We start from the raw sequence: 22,096 nt of genomic DNA, 5'->3' as shown, positions 1-22,096 counted from the left end.
ATGTTATTACGTGATTTTTTTATTCATCTATCTGAAAACCAACTACTAAACAGTGCTGCTAAAAAATACGGTCTAAAATTAGGTGCACAAAGTGTTGTAGCTGGTACAAATATTGCAGAAACAATCTCAAGCATTAAAGAATTAAATGCACACAATATTTCTTGTACAGTAGATAATTTAGGGGAATTTGTTGCGAATAAAGAAGAAGCAACACAAGCAAAAAATCAAATTCTTGCTGTTATCGAAGCCATCCAAGAAAATGGTGTTGATGCACACATTTCATTAAAGCCATCACAATTAGGTTTAGATATCGATGTTGATTTCTGCTATGACAACTTATATGAAATCGTTGAAAAAGCAGCTGCTTATGATATTTTTGTCAACTTTGATATGGAAGACTATGGTCGTCTTCAAACTTCTTTTGATATGGTAGAAGAGCTTTCTAAAACATTTAACAACGTAGGAACAGTTATTCAATCTTACTTCTATCGTGCAAAAGACGATATCGAAAAATTCAAAGACTACCGCCTACGCATTGTAAAAGGTGCTTATAAAGAGCCTGTAGAGGTAGCTTACCAAGATAAATTAGATATCGACCTAAATTACATTGAATTAATCGAGTATCACTTATTAAATGGTAAATTCACATCTATTGCAACGCATGACCATAATGTCATTGCACATGTAAAACGTTTTGTTGCAGAGCACAATATTTCACTTGATAAATTTGAGTTCCAAATGCTTTACGGTTTCCGTACAGATATGCAAAAGGAGCTTGCAAAAGAAGGCTATAACTTCTGTGTATATGTACCATTTGGTGAAGACTGGTACGGTTACTTCATGCGCCGTTTAGCTGAGCGTCCACAAAACTTAAACCTTGTGACAAAACAAGTGTTTAACAAAAAAACAAATACGGTTCTTGCTGTAGCAGCAGGTGCATTCGCGCTTGGTCGTTTAACGAAGCGTAAAAAATAAATAGCATAACAAAAGCCAGAAGCATGTAAGTTGCTTCTGGCTTTTGTTATATCTCTTCTCTATTCAACATGTAAGGCAATTGTGGAAACAATCGATTCTGCTGCATATTCCCATCTACCATCAATAAAACTACCTAGTTTTTGCCCAATTTCTTGAATCGTTTCAAGTGTAAGTGGAATATCATTTTTTTGTGCTAATGCTGCAAGGAATGGTGCAGACAAACTTGTCCAACCGCCCCGTTCAATTTTAATCTCAACTTTTTTGATTTCCCCATTTTCCTTTTCAATACGGTAATATAGCTGATCGTCTGGACGCCAACTTAAATGATGGGAAATCTCACCGTTCACACTAATCAAATTATCTTTTCTTGAAATAACAACTGGCTTCACATTAAATTCATGTCCTAGGATGTTGAGCTTTTTCATTTCAGGGCCTACTAATGCCGCCTGAATAGCCATATCCATACTATTTTGTAATGGGGTTGACGCCTCTGTCACAACTGCTGGGCTAGTGATATCATCATTTGCAGCAAGAATGGCTGAAGGATATGTGCTAGTCATAACAATGGTTGTTGCTAATAATGTCATTGCACTAACTTTCATGATTTTATTCATAATTTATCCACCCTTCCCATTAAACCTCTTTTATTTACTAAATTTTATCATTAGTAAATAAAATATACAACCATTATTATTATTTTTCTATAACAAAATAATAAATGTCATTCTGAATTGATCAATAAGAAAACCACTATTTTCACATATAAAATAGTGGCTTTTCTTATTGTTCTTTTATTTATTCCATCCTTTTTCCTTAAAGCGGGCTATAGCTTCAATTCGATTACCAACATTTAATTTTTCTAATATGGTTGAAATATAATTGCGTACTGTACCCGCTGATAAAAAAAGCTCTGCTGCAATTTCCTTTGTCGTTTTTCCCTCTGCCACAAGCGTCAATACTTGACTTTCACGCTCTGTCAGTGGATTTTCACTATCGTCCTCATAGACAAAATCAACAAGCTCTGGTGCATAAATACGCTTACCATCCATGATTGTCCGAATTGCACTCACTAATTCTTCAATCGGGCTATCCTTCAATAAATAACCACGTACGCTTGCCTTACGTGCACGTTCAAAATAACCAGGTCGTGCAAATGTCGTTAAAATAATGACTTTGCATTGAGAGTTAATGCTATATAATTCCTCGGCAGCATCTAATCCTGTCTTCACAGGCATTTCAATATCCATAATGCAAATATCAGGCTGATGTTCTGCTACAAGTGCCAATGCTTCTTCACCATTTTTCGCTAACCCAACGACCTCCATATCATCCTCCATACTCAGTAAAGAACGGAGCGCACCTAATAACATGCCCTGGTCTTCAGCAATTACAATTCGTATCATCTCACAACCTCATTTCGTTCTATTCTTTAAATTCTCTGTCACTGTTTGATGTGTAATGGCAACGGGAATCGATACAGTTAATGTCGTGCCGTTTTCATCCTCTAGCTTGAATGTCCCATTGATAAATTCTAAACGTTCACGCATCCCTTTAAGCCCATTCCCTGTTTTCCAAGCTTGCTTTTTAGCCAAGCCTTGCCCATTATCACGTACAACTAAATATACTTCTTTAAAATTTTGATGGAAGGCAATTTCACATTTTGTTGCACTACTATGCTTCACCACGTTATTAACTGCCTCTTTCAAACACATCGATAAGACATTTTCTACAAGCGGTGGCACCTGTAATGACTCTTTATCGCCTTCGAATAGAAACTCCATTTCTGCTGCCTTTAATATTTGAGCGACACGTAGTAGCTCATCCTCGAATTTCGTTGTACGCATATCAGATACTAGCTCCCGTACTTCCTTCAAGGCAATACTTGCTATTTGCCGAATATCTTTCACTTCCACTAATGCTTGCTGTGCATCCCGCTCGATTAACCTTGCTGCTAAATCACTTTTCAAGCCAATCATGGATAATTTTTGTCCTAATGTATCATGCAAATCACGCGCAATACGCTGTCTTTCCTCGAAGACAATTAATTCAGCAATTCGCTCATTCGCTGTTTCCAATTGTCCCTCTAAATTGGCTCGTTTATTTTTGGAATAGATGGTTAATGGTAATAGCACAACAGCTAAAATAGCGAGTACAACAAATGGTAGCTGTGATAAAAATAAGTGCAGCTCCACAAAAAAACCAATAGCTGTTGAGATAACCGTAAAGCCGATATGTAAGCCATACATAATATAAAAGCCAACAGGTCTGCGTATATTACCAATAAAAAACGCTGTGAAAATAGACAAATAAACATAACCATACAGGATAGTCATGACAATATTGATGACCATTTCAAAGCTAATCCACATATAGACAAGTCCGTTTTTTGAATTTGCAGAAAATCGATAAAAAATAAAATAGAGCATTAAGAATGTAATACCAATGGATATCTCGATATATGACGATTTTCTAAAAATAAAGAAGAACGGCAAGAAACAAAAAATAACCCACAAATACACGCTGAGCATAGGACTATTAGGGATAATTGTATGCCATTTTCTCAGCATTTCTTCATCTCCTTCTTCATTTTCCATAATTATACCATAAATCATAGCAATTATACTTTAGCATAAGGCGGTCAGTCATCAGCCGGCGTAAGATAAAACAACCACCCCTTAAAAGAGATGGTTGCCGTATCAAACTATGCTGCCATATTATCTGCTGCTTTTTGTTTAACAATTGCATTGACTTCTTTAAACGAAATAAATTTACCTTGTGCTTCATCATAAAGTTTATAGCGTAATGACTCTAAACTTGTACGCAATGTAATCGTTGTAGCCATATGCAGTGGCGGTGTTTCATTATGTGCTTTTTCAAGATTATAATTCGGTACTCGTGGCGCTAAATGGTGGACATGATGGAAACCAATATTCCCTGTCACCCATTGTAGTAGCTTCGGCAATTTATAATAAGAGCTGCCTTCTACTGCGGCTTTCACGTAATCCCATTCTGAATCATGTTCAAAATAAGAATCTTCATACGTATGTTGAATATAGAACAGCCAAATTCCTAGTGCACCTGCAATAAATAATGTGACACCTTGCACTAGCAAGAATGCCTGCCAGCCCATAAAGTAAATGAGTGCAACACAAATTCCTGCGATAATAGCATTTGTTAAATACGTGTTTAGACGTTCCTTTTTCTTCGCATCTTTACGGTTAAAGCGATTTAATATTAGCACCATAAAAAGTGGACCTAAGCCGAACATTACAAATGGATTACGGTAAAAACGATACCATAAACGTTGGCCCTTGGAAGCTTGTAAATATTCCTCCACTGTCATCATATCAATATCACCAATACCACGCTTATCTAAGTTTGAGCTTGTTGCATGGTGAATTGTATGCTCACGTTTCCATTTTTCATAAGGAAAAGATGTTAACACACCTGTTAATAAACCAATTCGATCATTTGCTTTTTTGCTTTTGAAAAATGAACCATGTGTACAATCATGAAAAATAATAAATGTTCTCACTACAAAGCCCGCAGAAATCACACTCAAGCCTGCTGTTAACCATGGTGATACATCTACTAATGCATAGCCTGCAACCCATAGTGCGATTAATGGTACGATTGTATTCAATATTTGAAATATACTTTTACCTGTATCTGATTTGGCAAATGGCGCAACATCTTGACGTAGCTTTTTCGTTTTTTCTTTATCTATTGCCATCGTTTCATTCCCTCGTTTCTGATTTCTTATAACCTCATCATAAAACAAGCTGTTAATCGAGCATAGATGCAAACATCATAAAAAGGATATGACATTTGTCATATCCTTCTCATAACTGTGGACCTTTTAATTGTAGTTGGTAGAACACAAGATCCAACCACTCACCAAACTTATAGCCTGCCTGCTTAATTGTCCCTGCATACTCAAAACCTAGCTTTTCATGTGCTTTGATGCTGACACTATTTTCACCATCAATGCCTGCTACAAGTGTTTTCACACCACGCTCTTCAGCTATTCGAATTAATTCGTGCATCAGCTTTGTGGCAATGCCCTTTTGATAGTGCTCCTTATGCACATAAACAGAATGCTCCATTGTGTATTTATAGCCTGGGTATGGGCGGAACTGACCGTATGTAGCAAAGCCAGCCACTATGCCATCTTCCTCAAAGACAAGCAGCGGATTACCTGCTGCTTGCTGGTCTTGAAACCATTGGATTTTTTCCTCTAATGTTTGGATTTCATAGCGGTAAACGGCTTTACTCGTTAAAATCACATCATTATAAATGTCTAAAACACCTGCTACATCTTGCTCTGTCATAAAACGAATCATATGCTTGACCTCCTAGACATTAAAATAACGTGCATCAGGATGTGCAAAAACAATAGCAGATACAGATGCTTCTGGCTCCATCATAAAGCCCTCTGTTAAATGGACGCCAATATCCTCTGGCTTTAATAAACCAAACAGCTTTTCTTGATCCTCTAAATTTGGACATGCTGGATAGCCAAAGGAGAAGCGCTGACCTTGGTATTTTGCCGCAAAACGGTCGCGCATTGTGAAGTCTGTGGCATCAGGGAAGCCCCATTGGTCACGAATTTCTTGATGCATACGTTCTGCAAAGCCTTCTGCTAATTCAAGTGCTGTTGACTGTAACGCATGGCTTTCAAGGAATTTCCCAGCCTCTTTCAGCTGACCAGCCTGTGCCATCACACCTTGTCCTGCCGTTACCACCATTAATGCAATATAGTCCATTTCACCACTATCCACTGTTTTTAGGAAGTCTGCTAAACATAAAAACGGCTCTACTTGCTGACGTGGGAATGTAAAGCGTTCAATCTCTGTTTTACTATCAGCAGGATCATACACGACTACATCATCCCCGTCTGCTTGTGCAGGGAAAAACTGATACAATCCAGATGGCTTCAATAAATCACTTTGCAAATAACCATCCACCAATTCTTTTAATTCTGTTGCTCGATCATCACCCGCTTCAAGCAATTGCTGTACTTGTCCCTTTAAGCCTAAATGATGTCCTAGCAATGTACGCATATTCACATACGGATATAAATGAGAAACGGCATAATCCTTTTTCACATGACGTCGTAAATCAGAAGGTACAAACACAGTAGCCTCCTGTACAGTACGCACAGGCTTCACTACTACCTCTTTCACAGGTCGAGCTGCACGTTTTTCATCTGCTTCTAAACGCTTTTGACGTGCCTCTTCAATTGAAGCTAGGAAATCCTCACGTGTATCATTCCCCATCAGTAAGTTAGCTTGCTCTAAGCCCTGCATCGCATCTTTTGCATAAATCACAGGTCCATCATACTCATCGGCAATTTTTGTTTCAGTAAAGCGTCGAGATAACGCTGCCCCTCCTACCAAAATTGGTACATCAATACCCGCTTCCTTGAAATCTTGTGCTGTAATGACCATTTGCTGTGCAGATTTTACAAGTAAACCAGATAAACCGATAAAATCAGGCTTTTCTTTACGAACCGCTTCAATTAATTGAGCTGGTGTTACCTTAATCCCTAAATCTACTACTCGATAGCCGTTATTACTTAAAATAATATCGACCAAATTTTTCCCGATATCGTGTACATCACCTTTAACAGTAGCTAGTACCATTTTTCCCTTACCAGCGCTCTCTTCATCCTTCTCCATAAATTGCTCTAAGTGTGCAACCGCCGCCTTCATCACCCCAGCCGACTGTAAAACCTCTGCAACGATTAATTGATTATCATTAAACAAACGACCAACCTCAGCCATACCTTCCATCAATGGCCCATTAATAATGTCTAGTGGTGCATCAAATATTTCACGTGCAGCGTCTAAATCCTCAATAAGCCCCTCTTTCGTGCCCTCTAAAATATAATAAGCTAAACGACCTTCCACTGTTTTCGGAATATCAGCCTCTGTTTTTTCCTTCTTTTTATCACGATAAAAATCAGTAAAGACCGCTAATGTTTCATCATTCGTGTTAAATAATAAATCATTCGCTAGCTTAATTTCCTCCTCTGGAATGGACGCATAACGCTCTAGCTTTTCTGTATTAACAATGGCATAATCTAAACCAGCCTGTGTACAGTGATATAAATACACTGCATTTAATACTTCACGCCCTACTGGTGGCAGACCAAAGGAAATATTACTTACCCCAAGCACCGTCAATGTACGTGGCATTTTTTCTTTAATTAAACGAATCCCCTCAACCGTTTCAAGTGCCGAGCCAATATATTGCTCATCCCCTGTACCTACTGGGAACATTAATGGATCAAAAATAATATCCTCAGGCGCAAGACCCCATTTTTCTGTTAAAAGCTTATAAGAACGCTCCGCAATTTCAAGCTTACGGTGACGGTCTACAGCCATCCCTTGCTCATCAATCGTCCCAACAACTAATGCAGCACCATACTTTTTCACCAATGGCATGACCGCATCAAAGCGCTCTTCGCCATCCTCTAAGTTAATGGAGTTAATAATCGCTTTCCCTTGTGAAAATTTCAACGCTTCCTCGATAACCTTTTCATCTGTTGAGTCAATAACAAGTGGCACTTTAACTTTTTTCACAACTTCCTGCATAAAGCCACGCATATCTGCTAGCTCGTCACGGTCAGGGTTTGCTAAACAAATATCAATAACATGGGCTCCATTTTTCACCTGTGCACGTGCAATTTCTGCCGCTTCCTCAAACTTGCCATCAATAATTAAATTTTTAAACTTACGTGAGCCAATAACATTCGTACGCTCTCCAATGAATAGAGGGCGCATGGAATCATCATATAGTAAGGATTCAATACCAGATACAGCATGACCGTGTGTCACCTCTGGCAATTGGCGTGGCTCGGCATCCTTTAATGTCTCTCGAATAGCCGCAATATGGGCTGGTGTTGTCCCACAGCAACCACCGACAATATTCAGCCAGCCTTTTTCTGCAAAGCCCTTTAACTTTTGTGATAAAGATTCAGGTGACTCATGGTAATGCCCCTCTTCATCTGGTAATCCAGCATTTGGATAGCAGCTAATATAACCTGTAGAAAGCTCTGATAATGAACGAATATGATCTGTCATAAATTCAGGCCCTGTCGCACAGTTCAAACCAACCGATAATGGCTTAATATGTTCAATCGAAATGTAAAAAGCATCAATGGATTGTCCTGCAAGCGTTGTACCCATTGGCTCAATCGTTCCTGAAATCATAACAGGCAATTCCTTACCTGTTGCTGCAAAGGCACGAGATACCCCTAATGTCCCCGCTTTGACATTCAGCATATCCTGACTTGTTTCAAGCAATAGCACATCTGCACCAGCCTCAATTAATGCCTTTGCCTGAACGTAAAAGTTTTCCTCAAGCTCGTCAAATGTAATACCACCTGTGACAGATAATGTTTTCGTCGTCGGTCCCATTGCACCCGCTACAAAACGTGGCCACTCAGGTGTTGAAAATTCATCCACTACTTTACGGGCAATCGCCACCGCACCTTTGTTAATGTCATCAGCCTTTGCACCTAAATCATATTCATTTAACACAAGTGGCGTACCACCAAATGTATTCGTACAAATAATATCTGCGCCAGCCTCTAAATATTTACGGTGTACCTTTTCTAGCACATCTGGTCTTGTTAATACAAGATTTTCATTACAACCATCGTACTCCTCACCACCAAAATCCTCTGGTGTTAAATCTTCATTTTGCAGCATTGTTCCCATTGCACCATCAAGAATTAAAATACGTTTCTCCAGTTGTTCTTCAATTAAATGCTTAGCCATCTACTCTTACTCCTTCTTTCTGTTCATCCAATTGCTCAATAAACTTCATTAATTCCAATGTCATATCATAACGTAAAAACGGTGTAATTAAGTAAATACCATTGAAGTATTGCGCTGCTACTTCTACTAATTCTCTTGCAATAGCAATTCCCTCTTGTGTAGCACGCTCTTTATCATCCCCACAAGCCTTCATGCGCTCCAACGCATCCTCCGATAATTTAATCCCTGGTACTTCGTGATGTAAAAACTCAGCACTTTTATAGCTCGTTACTGGCATAATCCCAATATAAATCGGTGCTTCTAAATGCTTTGTCGCCTCATAAATTTCAATGATTTTTTCCTTTGTATAAACAGGCTGGGAAATAAAATAATCAGCCCCATGCTCAATCTTTTTCTCCAAGCGTGCCACCGCCCGATCCAAGACACGTACATTCGGATTAAAGGCTGCTGCCACCGAAAAATTCGCCTTTTTACGCAATGGTTTTCCTGAAAAAGATACCCCCTCATTCAACTGTTTAATCAATTGAATTAATTCCATAGAGGATACATCATACACACTTGTCGCCCCTGGGAAGTCACCCACCTTTGTCGGATCACCTGTCACAGCTAAAATATCATGAATACCTAGTGCATTTAAGCCCATCAAATGGGACTGCAAACCAATTAAATTACGGTCACGACAAGTAATATGTGTTAATGGACGAACACCATGTGCCTCTTTTAATAATGCCCCCATTGCAATATTACTAATTCTTGGAGAGGCAAGTGAATTATCAGCCATCATCACAACATCTGCACCTGCGTCATACAATTGTTTGGCCCCTTCGATAAAGCCATCGATTTCTAAATGACGTGGTGTATCTAGCTCTACGATAACGGAGCGTTCACGCTTTACTTTTTCATGTAATGGCTCATATTTAGCAGGCTCTGCCTCACGCACTATCTGTACTTTTTCAGGCTTCGCTTGTTTTTCCTGTACAGGGGCTAAACCTGTTAAATATGCCTTGACTGCCGCAATATGCTTTGGCGTCGTCCCACAGCAACCACCGATTAAACGTACACCTTGGTCACGCAATGCCACCGCTGCTCGTCCAAAATAGTCAGCCTCCGATTCATAAACAACACGGTCATCCTCTAAATCTAGTAATGAAGCATTTGGATAAGCAGATAAAAATGCCTTTTCGGGAAGCTCTACCCCTTCAAACGCTTGAATTGTATGATGTGGGCCTAAACGACAGTTCACGCCAACAATGTCTGCACCAAGTGCTTCTAATTCATGTAACGCTTGATTTAAGCTCATGCCATTTTGTAGCACCCCTGGCTCATGCATAGATACCTGTGTAATAATTGGTAAATCTGTTTTCGCGCGTAGCATTTTTAATGTAGCTGTCAATTCCTCAAAATCATAATAGGTTTCCAATAAAAGACCATCTGGATTACCCGCCAGTAATACGCCTGCCTGCTCGTCTACTGCCATTAAAATTTCCTCTAGTGTAGCTGCACTTTTACGAATACCTCGGATACCACCGATTGTTCCTAGCACAAACTGCCCGCCATCTGCCGCTGCTCGTTTAGCAATCGTTATCGCTGCCGCATTAAAATCTTTAACACGTGACTCCAATCCATAGCGTGCTAATTTAATAGCATTTGCACCATATGTATTCGTTTGAATAACATCTGCACCTGCTGCAATATATTCTTGATGAATTTTTTCAATTAGTTCTGGTCTTTGTATATTCATTTCCTCATGGCAGTACTCCAAGCCGTAGCTATATAAAACTGTACCAATCGCACCATCTCCTGTGAGCACCTGTGTTTTTAATGTTTCAAGCAATGTCATAAAGCTAGCCCCTCTTTCTTCATTTCCTAAAAATATAAAAAGCCTTCTTATATAAAGAAGGCTTTAACGATTCGTCAATGTTTTCCCTTCTCATCTTCGACACCAAGGTCTTCTGGATTTAGCACCTGACATAAAGTTGGTTGCTGAAGCGTCATCGAGCCAGTCTCTCAGCTTCTCTTGATAAGAAATTGCATCATTCAATTTACAGTTCATATTCTAAATCTCATAATAGACAATACGCATACTATGAATGAATAAGTTAAAAAAATCATATCGTTAACAAACGCTTGCGTCAAGACTATTTGACTGAACAAAAGAGATTTTATGCAAAATCTAGCTTGTACCTAACTGTGCGGCTACATTTTCGCCAATCTCTTTACCATTTTGAATGCAGGCTCCAACCCCTACACCAAAATAAGAGCAACCAGCTAACCACAAATTAGGATAATTTTCTGCTAACTCCTGTAATAAGCCTTGTAATGCTTCACGATGTGTTAAATCATATTTTGGCATTTGGTCAATCCATCTCGTCACATTGATGACAGTCGGCTGTTCTTCAATAGCTAAACTTGTACGAATATCTGTTAATGCTATTTGTGCCAATTCTTCATCTGTCAGCTTACACAATGTTTCATAGGCTGGATTACTACTTTTATAAAATAAGCGGACAAGTAATTTATTCTCTGTAGAAGTATGCTTCCATTTACGACTTGTCCATGTGACAGCATCACATTGCACATCCGCATTATGTGAAACAATAAAGCCTGTACCGTCCGCTGGTAGTTTCACATCTGGTATGTCAAAGCCTAAGTAAATTGTCAATGCAGACGCTGTACTAAACTTTGCGAAATACTGCTGCAATGCTTGATCTGGCAGTAATTTTTGAATCGCCTCATTTGGCAGTGCTAATACAACATGGTCAGCCGCAATCGTTGTCCCATTCGCTAAGCCCACCATATATCCTTCAGCTTGCTTCGTCACATTCGTTGTCGCTATCCCTTTTATCATTTCGACTTCTGTCAAAGAAGCTTCTAGTTCATCAATTAATGAAGATAGACCATTTTGAAAAGAAATAAATTTTCGATTTGCTGCTTTCGCAAATTGCTCCCGATTGGCATCAAAGCCTTTAATAATACTGCCATACTTATTTTTATAATCGATTAAATAAGGCAATGTTGATGCGATGGACAATTGATATAAATCACCTGAATACACACCCGCAAGCACAGGAGCTATTTGATTTTTAACAAATTCTTCCCCTAAATAGTGCGTTAAAAAATCACCAATTGAACTTTCTTTTGTAAAGCCTGCATTCGGCAATGTTAAATCCTTCAACGCCTCCTGCTTCCCTTTCTCTGACACAAGTGTACTTGCTTCTAATGCTTGCACACTCATTGGAATACCAAATGTAGAATCGACAGGAATGGCATGAAGTTCATTATTTGTATAAATATACGAAATACCTGTTTCATTATAAACAAGCTGCTCCTCAAACTGTAAATCTCGCACAAGCTCTACGACACTTTGATGTCGGGCTACCATTGAATCTGCCCCTGTTTCCATTAAGAAACTTTGCTCCTTCGTTGTATGCAGTTTGCCACCTAAATACGTATTTTTTTCCACCAATACTAATTTGACAGGTATTTGCTGCTGTTGTACCTGACGCTGTAAATAATACATTGTACATAATCCTGTTATACCGCCACCTAATACCACGACCGTTTTCATTCTGCAACCGCTCCTATTATGTATTCTAATCAATTACTCTCCTGCGTAATTGCGTCTGGATTTTTTTCGAGTTCACTTGTATAAAGGAAGTTAACCTAAAAGCATCACATCCTGTGACAATGGCTTGTTAACACTGACGTTTCACTTTCGCGTAGAAAAAGATTTGCTGTCGCTTCGCTTTCGCACAGAAAAAAACTGCTAAATCAAGATAATTTCAGTATAAACCGTTTTCTCATCAATGAACGCACAAAGCTTTACAATTTTAGCAAAATTCCTTCTTATATATTGAAAAGCTCTATCGTTTTTGCTATTCGCATAACGATAGAGCTTCCATTCATTCAATAATAGGGCAATCAACGTAGACTTTTCGCTACAACGGATAATGTTTCTGCTGCATTTTTCACTTCATCAAAAGCCGTACCTAATTCACTTAACACAGCCGTAATACTTTGTACCTCTTGCTCCACACAGTCATTTTGCATCTTTGATTCTGTCATGGATGCTACGATTTTTCCAAATTGCCCCTCCGTTTGACGCATATACTCCTCACCTGTTATAACTTCCTCTTGAATAGTTGCTAATAAGTGTGTGAGTTTCATCGTACGCTCATTCGTCGTTTGCAATAGCGTTGCTACTGATGTAACAGATTCTGTCGTTTGCAGTGATAGCTTTCTCACTTCATCTGCCACCACACTAAACCCTTTACCTGCTTCGCCAGCTCGAGCTGCTTCAATAGCTGCATTCAGTGCAAGTAGATTCGTTTGATTAGCAATGGTCGTTACTACATTCATAATCGTTTCCATTTCCTTCGACATTTCAGTCATCTTTTCAATATTGCCTGTGATATCCTGTAGTAAATGAATCATACTTGCCATTGTATCTGATTGGTGCTGTAATTGTGCACGTCCCTCTATCGCTTGCTGCTCCGCAACGGTTGAGACTTGCAGAGAATCCTTTACTAACTGTCGAATACCCTCTGTTTGTTGGCTTAATACTAAAAAAGCATTATTCGTTTCCTGTGAAATAGCTGCAAGACTTTCTGAGGATTCAACAATTTGCTGTTCGATTTCTTTTTTGCCCTGCGCAATATCTATTTTTAATTGTTCTACTGTATTTTCAAATGCCTCTAAAACGAGTTGTTGCTCAAAGTTACAAATTTTAGAGAATGCTCGAATCGTATTGAATTGGTCAGTTGGGTGTGCAACATATTGCTCTGCTAAATCGATAAAGGATACTAGTAAATTTTGAAATGCACAAATATACCATTGTGTACGCAATCCAATATGGACATGCACTCTGGCAATCGTATTACGTCTTTCATAAAATTCATCATCAATCACACCATTAAACATCTCAATAATATGGCTACGCAATGTAACCTTCAGTCTTTCTACAGAGCTATTTTTAGCAATAATTTCATCTAATTTTTGCTCTTGACCAACCATGTCATAAAATTTATCCACAATTTCATCAATATGTTGAATAACATATGGCTGAAAGGCCTTTAAATATTGTAAATCCTGATTTGTTAAATTAAGCATTTTGATTTGCTTTACCGTTGTTTGACGATTAGCTACATCGATACGTACTGTATATTGCTGCAAATCTATTCTTTGTATTTTGTTAGTCTTTTGAAAAAGCATATACAATCCCTCTTTCATTTATATGACATCGGTAAAGCTGCTGAACAGTATATTCATCTAAATATAATATATACATGCTATTTTTATCAATAAAATATTAAAAATGACCTTTGATATATCCACATAGTACACTATGGGTTCATTGTTATTTTCCTTTTTATTCCCCCATTTCACATGTATTCTAACTGATTCTAAATACTCATTTATAGAATAATTGTGATAAAAATTAAAAAGCCACCACAATAAATGGGGTAGCTACACAATCATTTATTAAATACACATCATCTAAGAAAGAATTTATACCTATAAATCCTTCAACTTTTCTAATAATATAGTCGCCTCTGCTATTCCATCATTAGCTGCCAACTCATACCAACGTTTTGCTTCTGATACATTTCTTGCTATTCCCTCACCATTATTATATAAATGCCCAAGCTGTAGCTTCGCTTCTGCATCTCCTTGAATCGCAGCTTGTTTAAACCAATGAATTCCTTTATCGATATTGCGAATCCCTGTCAATCCTTTACTCCAAATATAGCCCAAGTCGTAAAATGCATCGACATGATATTGTGCAGCCGCTTGCTCATACCAATACAACGCTCGATTCATATCCACTGGCTGAGCAAATCGTCCTTCTAAATAAATACCTGCTATCCGATATTGTGCTTCTACATAGCCCTGTAACGCTGCTTTTTGATAATACACAAGTGCCTGCTGCTCATCAATATCCACACCTAAGCCTTGCTCGTATATAATACCGAGCGTGAACATTGCCTCGACTACCCCTTGCTTGGCTGCTTTTTCAAACCATTTTTTAGCTAGCACAAGGTCTTCTTTCGTACCTTCACCATTAAAATACATATCCGCTAAATTATTAGCGGCATCTGCATGGCCTTGTTGTGCTGCTTTTTCATAAAGTTGTAAAGCCTGTTGATAGTCTTCTGACACACCTATTCCTTCAAAATAATAATTGCCCAGCGCATATTGTGCCTCTGAATTATTCTGCATTGCTGCCACAGCAAACCACTTAATCGCTTTCCTCGTTTCAAACATATGCAGACGATAGTATTCTCCTAGTCGCCATTGTGCCTCGGCATTGTGTTCTGACGCTTCTTTATATAAGTCCATTATCTTTTCGTGATCTATTTCATCATCAGCCTGTAATACTTCTGCACTTTCTTCATTTGAAAGATGCCATTCCAATAAATCTAATAGGTCATCTGCTACCTCGACAGGATAACTAATTTTCTCTAAAGAAGCCAGCTGCCAGCTCAAAATATAGATTGTCGCTGGCATTACTTCTCGCAATAAATCATCATATTCGGCTAATAACGTTAATACATGGTCATGCTTTGTGTGCACAACACGTAAATGTCGCTGTCCTTTTTTCGCTAACACTGTACGTACGATTTGCACTAATGCTTGCTGTAACACTGGGAGACTAAATTTTTCTAGTGACTCATATTCTACACCTTGTAATGTGCTCTGCTTGTGTAAGGATTTCAAACGTTCTTGATTACTCTCTTTTAACCATTGCTGATACATTTCTTCTCCTCCTTGCACATCATGTACTCGCTTTTATTATATGGCAGACTGTATCACCTTTGTTACAAATAAGCTCTCATCCAACATTATTCACAATTAGGGGCGATTAGTGTCATTTCAAAAACACTTCATGTACAATAAAAATAGGAACATGTAACATGAATAGAAACTATCGGAGGAATATGAAACATGAAGAAGCTTTTCGCTGCATTATTCGCAGCAACATTACTATTTGCAACAGTTGGGACGACTTTATTCATTGTCGACACACCAACAGCAGAGGCTAAATCCTATAAATCAGGTAAAAAAGGATTTACCAACAACAATAACAGCTCAAATATCCAAAAATCACAAGACACATCTAAAAACAATGTTACACCAGATAAAAGCAACACGACTTCTACAAAAAGTACAACTTCCACAACGAAAAAAGGTGGCTTCTTTTCAGGTGGTTTGATGAAAGGCTTAATGATTGGCGGATTAGCTGGTCTATTATTTGGCAGTCTTTTTAGTGGTTTAGGGATGTTAGGTAATATTTTAGGATTACTGATTAATGTTGCAGCTATTTATATTATTGTGATGCTTGTTGTACGAATCATCAAAATGTTCACAGACAAAAAGCGTAAAGAGGAAACACAATGGCACAGATAATAACGGAACAAGATATTATTAATGCCCTTTGCTTATCACAAGCGTTTCATCACCAGCTGCGTCCAGAGGATATTCTTGTGGAGCTGACATATGAGGATGATACAGGCTTTGGTGCTGAAGTGGAGAGAAATGGTCAAATCGAACAGCTTCCTACCTCTGCCATCATTGGCGCTCTTCGTGTATGGATTAAGGATGTTCTCCACGGTGACCCATTCGCAACAAGCATTGAACTTGTGCTAGACGATGAAGAAGGCATTATTGCCCGATTATCTTAAACACCCAAAATAGCAGTCTCCGTAATGAATTGGAGACTGCTATTTTCTATTAAAAGCGTTTCTTTATTTTTGCTTTTTCATCTTCATCTAATGAAAAATTAACAATCGCTCGTCCAAGCATAATCAAGGTAATAAACATCACGCCTGTACCAATCACCAAATAAATCATTGTAAAGATTTTTGCATATTGGCTTGTCGGATAAAGCCCTGTTTCTACACCTGTTGGAATTAAACTGACGACCGCAAAATACATCGCATCTAACCAGTACCAGCCTTCTACCCCTTTATAAAACAACGTTCCTGACAACACAATTAAGAACAAAGTTGTAAATAAAGATAAAAACTGTGGCTGCTTGAAGGCCTTCCATAAGCCCACCAACAATCGTTTAGTCGATAAAATAAATGACAGCATCTACTACGTCCCTCTACTTCATGAACAAGCCACTGACACTTGTAAAGATTTTTGCTGCATGACTACGCTTAGTCGGCCCTTCAGGAGCAAATTGACCATTACTGCCCGTCACAATCCCTTGCTCATACAATAGCGCAATGGCACGCTGTGTTTCTTCATTATAAGATGCAATATCTGTAAATGGTATTGTTCCTTTTGCAACATATGGCTGCTTCACCTGTTGCTCATAGGCACGATAAATCATTAAAGCTAGCTGTGCACGTGTAATTGGTTGCTCAGGATTAAATTGACCATTTGTTCCTTTAATTAAGCCATGTGCATAGGCAGCCGCAATTTCTGCTTGTGTATCAGCGCTGTATTGCGCAATATCTGTAAATGGTGCTTGCTCTGTTGTTGTTAATCCTAAACTTCTTACGAGCATTGCCGCTGCTTGTATACGTGTTACATTATTTTCTGGCTTGAATGTGCCATCTGCATAGCCTTTCATAATACCTGCTTGTGATGCTTGCTGAATAAAATCCTTTGCCCAATGATTCGCAACATCTGTAAATAGCGGCTGTGCTTGTGCTGTAAACGTCACGCTTGGATTTTTCACACTTTCATTGCCCGCTCCGTCTACCGCTTTCACCACTACTGTATACGTTGTATTTTCTATGAGCTTATTCAATGTAATAGCTGTTGTGTTTGCTTTTTCAGTAGCGAATAATTCGTCATTCACATAAATACGGTAGCTCTCAACCCCCACATTATCATATGCCTGCTGCCAAGTAATTTTAGCTGTTGTCGATGTTTCCGATTTCACTTGAACAGCTTTTGACACATCCCATAGTGTGTTTGTTTTCATAACAGGTAAAAATGCTTCATTGGCAACCGCTGCATATCCCGCTTCACTTAAATGAATATTATCGGGGTTTGGTAAATAGCTAGCAACGTTTTTCGCTACGATATCCAATGTTGGAACAAATATAGCGCCTGTCTTTTCTGCTGTCGCTTTTATATTGGTATTCATTGTTGTTAGTAACACTTTAAACTGCTTTTGCAGGTTCTCAGGATAATAGGGGAATGAATTATAGTATCCCATTACATACACTTGTGCCTGTGGGTTAATTTTTTTCATTTCGGCTAAAATAGTAGCAATATTTGTGACCGTTTGCTGTGATGTTTTTAAAATCGCCCCAACATTGATACCTGTTGCCTGTGATTCTTTTAAAATAGGCAATAAATCATTAGCACCAATTGTTAATGTAATCACTTCTGCGTTTTGTACAGATGCACGTATCTTTGCTTTTTCACTGCTATACCCGAACCCTGTCACTGTTTTTTCTACATCATTTTGTAAATCCGCTAATACATCCTTTGTTGTATAGCCTGTATAAGCGAACCCCTTATTGTAGGATGCAAGAAGGTTATCCTTTTGCAGTGCTTGTGCAACAAAGTCTGCGTAGCTTAGCCCGATAATACCAACCTCATTTACACCATGTGCTAATGAATCACCAAGTGCCAAATAATCAGCCTTCACTTCCCAGCTTGGTGGCTGTGTATCCTTCTGTTCTTCAGCACTTGCTCCTAGTGGTATAGCCAATTGTAAAGCTAGTACACTAGCAGCTAAAAAACGGAATTTTTTAGAAAACTGCATATAATCACGCTCCTTTCGTTTATTAATCTTTATCTTACCCGATATAGATTAAAAATAGGTTAAATTTTTTCGTCATGTTTATCTTGTAGATCTATAAATGCCTTTGTATTCTGTAGAATAAATAGTACCAATCGTAAGCATCTAGAATTTTAGCATTAAAAGAAAAATGACCCCACACTGTTGTTTTTGAAACTTTTAACGTTCTATTTTCTTACAAACCACCAATTTGCTCAATATCACCAGAATAAGGTGTAATGATGTTAAGGTCTTCTTCAGTAATATCTTCAATCATAGTCTCTATAAAAGAACCATTTGAAAAATCTTTTCTAAAATGTGGATTTTCACTTGAGGAAAACATTTCATCTTCATGTTTCTCTAAATATATATCTGCCTCTAATTGTTCCCCATTCATTAGTTTTTCTTGTAACAGTCCTACTTTACTAGGGTTGACACCTAATCCGATTAATTCTTGTTTTGAAGGAATATCTTTTAACTCCTCAGCTTGTACATTATTTGTACACAATAAGGAAAGTCCTAATAATGTAATTAAAGTGAAAAATAGATAAAAGAAATTTTCTTCACCTTCTTTTTAGTATATAATTCATAACATCATACATTTTATATTAATTGCATCCTTTTATTTAGTTATTTAGAAAGGGAGGTATTATATGGGTGATTTAATTTCTATTTTAATATTACTAATCTTTTTGATATTATTTGTTGGGATGATAATCATTGGTTATAAATTTTCGAAAAAACAATGATAGTCAACTAGTCACCACTTATCTAACATCAAAGTCATGTAAAAAACAAAAATAGGGATATGAACAGAAATTCGTTCATGTCCCTATTTTTTCTCTACAGTGCCCCTATACTAAAAAACACCTCAAATCAGCCCATACACCGTTTTTTATATGATGGGTTAATTCACATAAATTACATTAATCGATAAACTAACCTTTAATTATACTTATTTTTTATTTTCAGCTACATCCTAATGACTACAGTTAATCTCGTTGTACTTTGCCATAAACACCACCACCGCCAACTGTAATAGCCAATTGCCCTGTTCTAGCCAAATCAATCATTTGTGCAATTTTCGCTGGCACGACTTGCTCAAGCTGTTCATATGTCGCACGATGTAAAATATTCATCTCCGTACCAAAGGCTTGCAATAAGCGCTCCATCATTTTCGGTCCTAAGCCAGGGATAAAATCTAATGGTACTTGATGAATATATGGTGGACGCTGACGTGGAATCACTGATGCAGATGACAATTCCTGTATACGTGCTGCAACGCCTTTAGTCATTTGATTACTGCCACAATACGGGCATATTGTCGTCCCTTCCTCCGATTGTTTATCACATTTTGCACAAACAGTTTGATGGTATTTCCCCAACAATGGATTCAGCCCATAGTTCGCTATAATAGCCCGTCCTTGCTGCTCATGCAGGGCTAATTTCAATTCAGCAAAATTAGCTGCTGCTAATCTTAGCTTTTGATATTCTCTTGCAATTTTTCCAACAGAATGAGCATCTGAATTACTGACAAATGTATATGCCTGTAATTCACTAATACGGCTTACCATATCTGTGTCCGAGCTTAAACCTAGTTCGATACCATCAACTAACTGTGGATCAAATACTTCTGTTAAACTGTGCTTTACACCTTTACCAAACAAACTTTTAAACGGTGTAAATACATGTGCAGGAATAAATAAACCATCCAGCTCTCGAACCTTTTGTTGCAACGTTTTTCCATCACAATAAATACGCTGTGAGCTTAAATGGATATTTTTCATATGCTGAGACATCCAGTCAGAGAACGTCCTCATCTGTGTCAATGTTGGAAAATAAGCAAGCACATGAATCGGACCATGACAATGCTCATCGTAAATTTCAATTTCTGTACCAAGAATTAATGTCGTTGTCTGAAAAAGTAGCCCACCCTCGTTCAGCTCCTGTAAACGGCCTTGCGCTAGCATCATCGTGAGCTCATCCATAACCTCTGGTGAATGACAATCAATAATTCCTATAATATCTAAACCTTTTTTACTGCTAGCTGTTTCCAAAATATTCGCCAATGTCAGCGTTTTACTGCCTGTAATTTTGACAGCTCGTCCACTGGCTGTACGTCCAATGTGAATATGTAAATCTGCATAATATTCCTGCATTCGTTCAATCCCTCATTTCTATATAAAATCATTTACGTTAACTGCAACAAAAAATAGGTTGACACAAAAATCAAAATTGCATACACTAGCAATACAATAGACTAACAAGGAGTGGCAATATGACAACAATTGTACAACACACACATCATAAGTTTCGCACAGTAGACCTCGCTTACATGGGGCTATTCTCCACTTTAATGATGATTGGTGCTAATATCACGAGTATTATCCCTTTCATGACGGTTGGTGGCGTACCTATTACATTACAAACATTCTTCGCTATTTTAGCTGGACTTATTCTTGGTAGCAGAAAAGGCGCTATTGCTTGTACTGTATATATGTGCCTCGGTTTAGCTGGTGCTCCTGTCTTTGCAAAATTTAGCGGTGGCTTTGGGCAAATTTTAAGCCCGACATTTGGCTTTATTGTATCATTTATTTTAGCTGCTTATATCGCTGGACTTATTGTAGAACGCAGTGGGACAAAAGCAAGCTATATCATTGCTGCACTCATTGCAACAGCTATCAATTATTTAGTCGGTACAAATTTAATGTACGCAGCCTACAAGCTTTGGGCTAGCGCACCAGACGCTTTTAGCTATAAAATGGCTTGGCTTTGGATGGTTCCACCACTACCAAAGGATATTGTTTTAGGCATCTTTGCAGGGATTTTAGCATACCGTCTACAAAAAACACTAAAAATCATTCCATTAAAATCATAATGTGAACAGCTTTCTTTAGTATCAAACTAGAGAAAGCTGTTTTTATTATTCAACATCCATAATTTCTGCATATTTATTTGCTATGCTAGAAACAAATTACGAGGAGGTATAATGATGACTTTCAAAACAAAATGGACGATTGGCATAGCAATAGTGACACTTGCACTATCAGCATGTACAGCAGATTCTTCAAAACCCGAATCAAATGATGCAGAACAAATGGACCATTCAACAATGAATCACTCAAATTCAGGTGAGCTACCAGCTACTTTAAAAAATGCTGAGCATCCAAAATTTCCAATAGGTAGTACGGCTATTATTACAGATGGACATATGGATGGCATGAAAGGAGCAGAAGCAACCATCGTTGGTGCGTACAATACAACTGCTTATAGCATCTCCTATACACCAACTACAGGTGGGGCTCCAGTAAAAAATCATAAGTGGGTCATTCACGAGGAATTGATTAATCCTGACAATACGCCATTAGCACCTGGCACTAAAATAAAGACAAGCGCTTCACATATAGCTGGGATGGAAGATGCTACTGTTGTCATTGATACAGCAGTAGAGACAACTGTCTATATGGTTGATTACACAGACACAGCAACTGGGGAAAATGTGAAAAATCATCAATGGGTTACGGAAGAAGAACTCACAGCCAAATAAATCGTATGCATGAAAAAAATCCGTGAGAGAACACGGATTTTT

19 protein-coding genes and 1 riboswitch are annotated in these 22,096 nt (G+C 38.1%); of the genes, 5 read left to right on the top strand and 14 right to left on the bottom strand.

The window, feature by feature from the left end:
• The gene (locus tag OPF91_RS17230) at positions 1-975 is read left to right on the top strand and encodes a proline dehydrogenase family protein (protein WP_264990163.1); all 975 of its coding nucleotides are present in this window, start codon (positions 1-3) and stop codon (positions 973-975) included.
• Between the two features lie 59 nt (positions 976-1,034).
• Here OPF91_RS17230 and OPF91_RS17225 read toward each other — a convergent pair whose 3' ends face one another.
• The 10 genes from OPF91_RS17225 to OPF91_RS17180 all read right to left on the bottom strand — a co-directional run bounded on the left by OPF91_RS17225 (position 1,035) and on the right by OPF91_RS17180 (position 15,518).
• Entirely contained in the window at positions 1,035-1,589 is a 555-nt protein-coding gene (locus OPF91_RS17225) for a methyltransferase (protein ID WP_264990162.1), read from the bottom strand.
• 177 nt (positions 1,590-1,766) lie between these two features.
• A complete protein-coding gene (locus tag OPF91_RS17220) occupies positions 1,767-2,378 on the bottom strand; it encodes a response regulator transcription factor (RefSeq protein WP_264990161.1) in 612 nt (203 codons plus the stop codon).
• Between the two features lie 9 nt (positions 2,379-2,387).
• Positions 2,388-3,542, bottom strand: a complete 1,155-nt coding sequence (locus OPF91_RS17215) for a sensor histidine kinase (RefSeq protein ID WP_444980433.1) — start codon at positions 3,540-3,542, stop codon at positions 2,388-2,390.
• A 134-nt stretch (positions 3,543-3,676) separates the two neighbouring features.
• Positions 3,677-4,708 carry a Delta(5) desaturase DesA gene (gene desA, locus OPF91_RS17210; RefSeq protein WP_264990160.1) on the bottom strand — a complete coding sequence of 344 codons (1,032 nt, stop codon included), beginning with the start codon at positions 4,706-4,708 and terminating at the stop codon, positions 3,677-3,679.
• A gap of 109 nt (positions 4,709-4,817) precedes the next feature.
• On the bottom strand, positions 4,818-5,318 hold the full coding sequence (locus OPF91_RS17205; RefSeq protein ID WP_264990159.1) for a GNAT family N-acetyltransferase: 501 nt from the start codon (positions 5,316-5,318) through the stop codon (positions 4,818-4,820).
• 12 nt (positions 5,319-5,330) lie between these two features.
• Entirely contained in the window at positions 5,331-8,762 is a 3,432-nt protein-coding gene (gene metH, locus OPF91_RS17200; RefSeq protein WP_264990158.1) for a methionine synthase, read from the bottom strand.
• Positions 8,755-10,602, bottom strand: a complete 1,848-nt coding sequence (locus OPF91_RS17195) for a bifunctional homocysteine S-methyltransferase/methylenetetrahydrofolate reductase (RefSeq protein ID WP_264990157.1) — start codon at positions 10,600-10,602, stop codon at positions 8,755-8,757. The genes metH and OPF91_RS17195 overlap by 8 nt, the downstream gene beginning before the upstream one ends.
• Positions 10,603-10,689: 87 nt before the next feature.
• Positions 10,690-10,789, bottom strand: a riboswitch (SAM riboswitch).
• A 146-nt stretch (positions 10,790-10,935) separates the two neighbouring features.
• Positions 10,936-12,330, bottom strand: a complete 1,395-nt coding sequence (hemG, locus tag OPF91_RS17190; protein WP_264990156.1) for a protoporphyrinogen oxidase — start codon at positions 12,328-12,330, stop codon at positions 10,936-10,938.
• Between the two features lie 353 nt (positions 12,331-12,683).
• Positions 12,684-13,973 (bottom strand): globin-coupled sensor protein, encoded by a 1,290-nt coding sequence (locus OPF91_RS17185; protein ID WP_264990155.1) that lies wholly within the window; start codon positions 13,971-13,973, stop codon positions 12,684-12,686.
• Positions 13,974-14,276: 303 nt separating this feature from the next.
• Positions 14,277-15,518 (bottom strand): SEL1-like repeat protein, encoded by a 1,242-nt coding sequence (locus OPF91_RS17180; protein WP_264990154.1) that lies wholly within the window; start codon positions 15,516-15,518, stop codon positions 14,277-14,279.
• 189 nt (positions 15,519-15,707) lie between these two features.
• Here OPF91_RS17180 and OPF91_RS17175 point away from each other — a divergent pair, with 189 nt between their 5' ends.
• Both OPF91_RS17175 and OPF91_RS17170 read left to right on the top strand, forming a co-directional pair.
• On the top strand, positions 15,708-16,169 hold the full coding sequence (locus OPF91_RS17175) for a hypothetical protein (protein ID WP_264990153.1): 462 nt from the start codon (positions 15,708-15,710) through the stop codon (positions 16,167-16,169).
• The gene (locus tag OPF91_RS17170; protein WP_264990152.1) at positions 16,157-16,444 is read left to right on the top strand and encodes a DUF2653 family protein; all 288 of its coding nucleotides are present in this window, start codon (positions 16,157-16,159) and stop codon (positions 16,442-16,444) included. The genes OPF91_RS17175 and OPF91_RS17170 overlap by 13 nt, the downstream gene beginning before the upstream one ends.
• A gap of 49 nt (positions 16,445-16,493) precedes the next feature.
• On the opposite strand, the gene OPF91_RS17165 is transcribed toward OPF91_RS17170, so the two are convergent.
• The 4 genes from OPF91_RS17165 to OPF91_RS17150 form a co-directional block, all read right to left on the bottom strand.
• Entirely contained in the window at positions 16,494-16,856 is a 363-nt protein-coding gene (locus OPF91_RS17165; protein ID WP_264990151.1) for an ion channel, read from the bottom strand.
• A 13-nt stretch (positions 16,857-16,869) separates the two neighbouring features.
• Positions 16,870-18,492, bottom strand: coding sequence for an S-layer homology domain-containing protein (locus OPF91_RS17160; RefSeq protein WP_264990150.1), 1,623 nt, complete (start codon positions 18,490-18,492; stop codon positions 16,870-16,872).
• A gap of 211 nt (positions 18,493-18,703) precedes the next feature.
• The gene (locus OPF91_RS17155; protein ID WP_264990149.1) at positions 18,704-19,015 is read right to left on the bottom strand and encodes a hypothetical protein; all 312 of its coding nucleotides are present in this window, start codon (positions 19,013-19,015) and stop codon (positions 18,704-18,706) included.
• Positions 19,016-19,499: 484 nt separating this feature from the next.
• Positions 19,500-20,666, bottom strand: a complete 1,167-nt coding sequence (locus OPF91_RS17150) for an endonuclease Q family protein (RefSeq protein ID WP_264990148.1) — start codon at positions 20,664-20,666, stop codon at positions 19,500-19,502.
• A 119-nt stretch (positions 20,667-20,785) separates the two neighbouring features.
• Here OPF91_RS17150 and OPF91_RS17145 point away from each other — a divergent pair, with 119 nt between their 5' ends.
• Both OPF91_RS17145 and OPF91_RS17140 read left to right on the top strand, forming a co-directional pair.
• Complete coding sequence (locus OPF91_RS17145) at positions 20,786-21,385, top strand: biotin transporter BioY (protein ID WP_264990147.1); 600 nt, start codon at positions 20,786-20,788, stop codon at positions 21,383-21,385.
• 114 nt (positions 21,386-21,499) lie between these two features.
• Complete coding sequence (locus OPF91_RS17140) at positions 21,500-22,054, top strand: YdhK family protein (protein WP_264990146.1); 555 nt, start codon at positions 21,500-21,502, stop codon at positions 22,052-22,054.
• The last annotated feature ends 42 nt before the right edge of the window (positions 22,055-22,096 follow it).

Source organism: Lysinibacillus piscis, assembly GCF_026012395.1.
In the GTDB taxonomy this organism is placed as follows: Bacteria; Bacillota; Bacilli; order Bacillales_A; family Planococcaceae; genus Lysinibacillus; species Lysinibacillus piscis.
Note: the sequence above shows the minus strand (reverse complement) of the source record. Positions and strands in the feature narration are given on the sequence as shown.

What these genes read in the sequence shown, in the direction of transcription:
- OPF91_RS17215 (WP_444980433.1), bottom strand. Translation starts at nt 3,542, where the DNA reads ATGCTGAGAAAATGGCATACAATTATCCCTAATAGTCCTATGCTCAGC.
- OPF91_RS17165 (WP_264990151.1), bottom strand. Translation starts at nt 16,856, where the DNA reads ATGCTGTCATTTATTTTATCGACTAAACGATTGTTGGTGGGCTTATGG.
- OPF91_RS17140 (WP_264990146.1), top strand. Translation starts at nt 21,500, where the DNA reads ATGACTTTCAAAACAAAATGGACGATTGGCATAGCAATAGTGACACTT.
- OPF91_RS17205 (WP_264990159.1), bottom strand. Translation starts at nt 5,318, where the DNA reads ATGATTCGTTTTATGACAGAGCAAGATGTAGCAGGTGTTTTAGACATT.
- hemG (WP_264990156.1), bottom strand. Translation starts at nt 12,330, where the DNA reads ATGAAAACGGTCGTGGTATTAGGTGGCGGTATAACAGGATTATGTACA.
- OPF91_RS17150 (WP_264990148.1), bottom strand. Translation starts at nt 20,666, where the DNA reads ATGCAGGAATATTATGCAGATTTACATATTCACATTGGACGTACAGCC.
- desA (WP_264990160.1), bottom strand. Translation starts at nt 4,708, where the DNA reads ATGGCAATAGATAAAGAAAAAACGAAAAAGCTACGTCAAGATGTTGCG.
- OPF91_RS17175 (WP_264990153.1), top strand. Translation starts at nt 15,708, where the DNA reads ATGAAGAAGCTTTTCGCTGCATTATTCGCAGCAACATTACTATTTGCA.
- OPF91_RS17180 (WP_264990154.1), bottom strand. Translation starts at nt 15,518, where the DNA reads ATGTATCAGCAATGGTTAAAAGAGAGTAATCAAGAACGTTTGAAATCC.
- OPF91_RS17195 (WP_264990157.1), bottom strand. Translation starts at nt 10,602, where the DNA reads ATGACATTGCTTGAAACATTAAAAACACAGGTGCTCACAGGAGATGGT.
- OPF91_RS17185 (WP_264990155.1), bottom strand. Translation starts at nt 13,973, where the DNA reads ATGCTTTTTCAAAAGACTAACAAAATACAAAGAATAGATTTGCAGCAA.
- OPF91_RS17170 (WP_264990152.1), top strand. Translation starts at nt 16,157, where the DNA reads ATGGCACAGATAATAACGGAACAAGATATTATTAATGCCCTTTGCTTA.
- OPF91_RS17220 (WP_264990161.1), bottom strand. Translation starts at nt 2,378, where the DNA reads ATGATACGAATTGTAATTGCTGAAGACCAGGGCATGTTATTAGGTGCG.
- OPF91_RS17225 (WP_264990162.1), bottom strand. Translation starts at nt 1,589, where the DNA reads ATGAATAAAATCATGAAAGTTAGTGCAATGACATTATTAGCAACAACC.
- OPF91_RS17145 (WP_264990147.1), top strand. Translation starts at nt 20,786, where the DNA reads ATGACAACAATTGTACAACACACACATCATAAGTTTCGCACAGTAGAC.
- OPF91_RS17160 (WP_264990150.1), bottom strand. Translation starts at nt 18,492, where the DNA reads ATGCAGTTTTCTAAAAAATTCCGTTTTTTAGCTGCTAGTGTACTAGCT.
- OPF91_RS17230 (WP_264990163.1), top strand. Translation starts at nt 1, where the DNA reads ATGTTATTACGTGATTTTTTTATTCATCTATCTGAAAACCAACTACTA.
- metH (WP_264990158.1), bottom strand. Translation starts at nt 8,762, where the DNA reads ATGGCTAAGCATTTAATTGAAGAACAACTGGAGAAACGTATTTTAATT.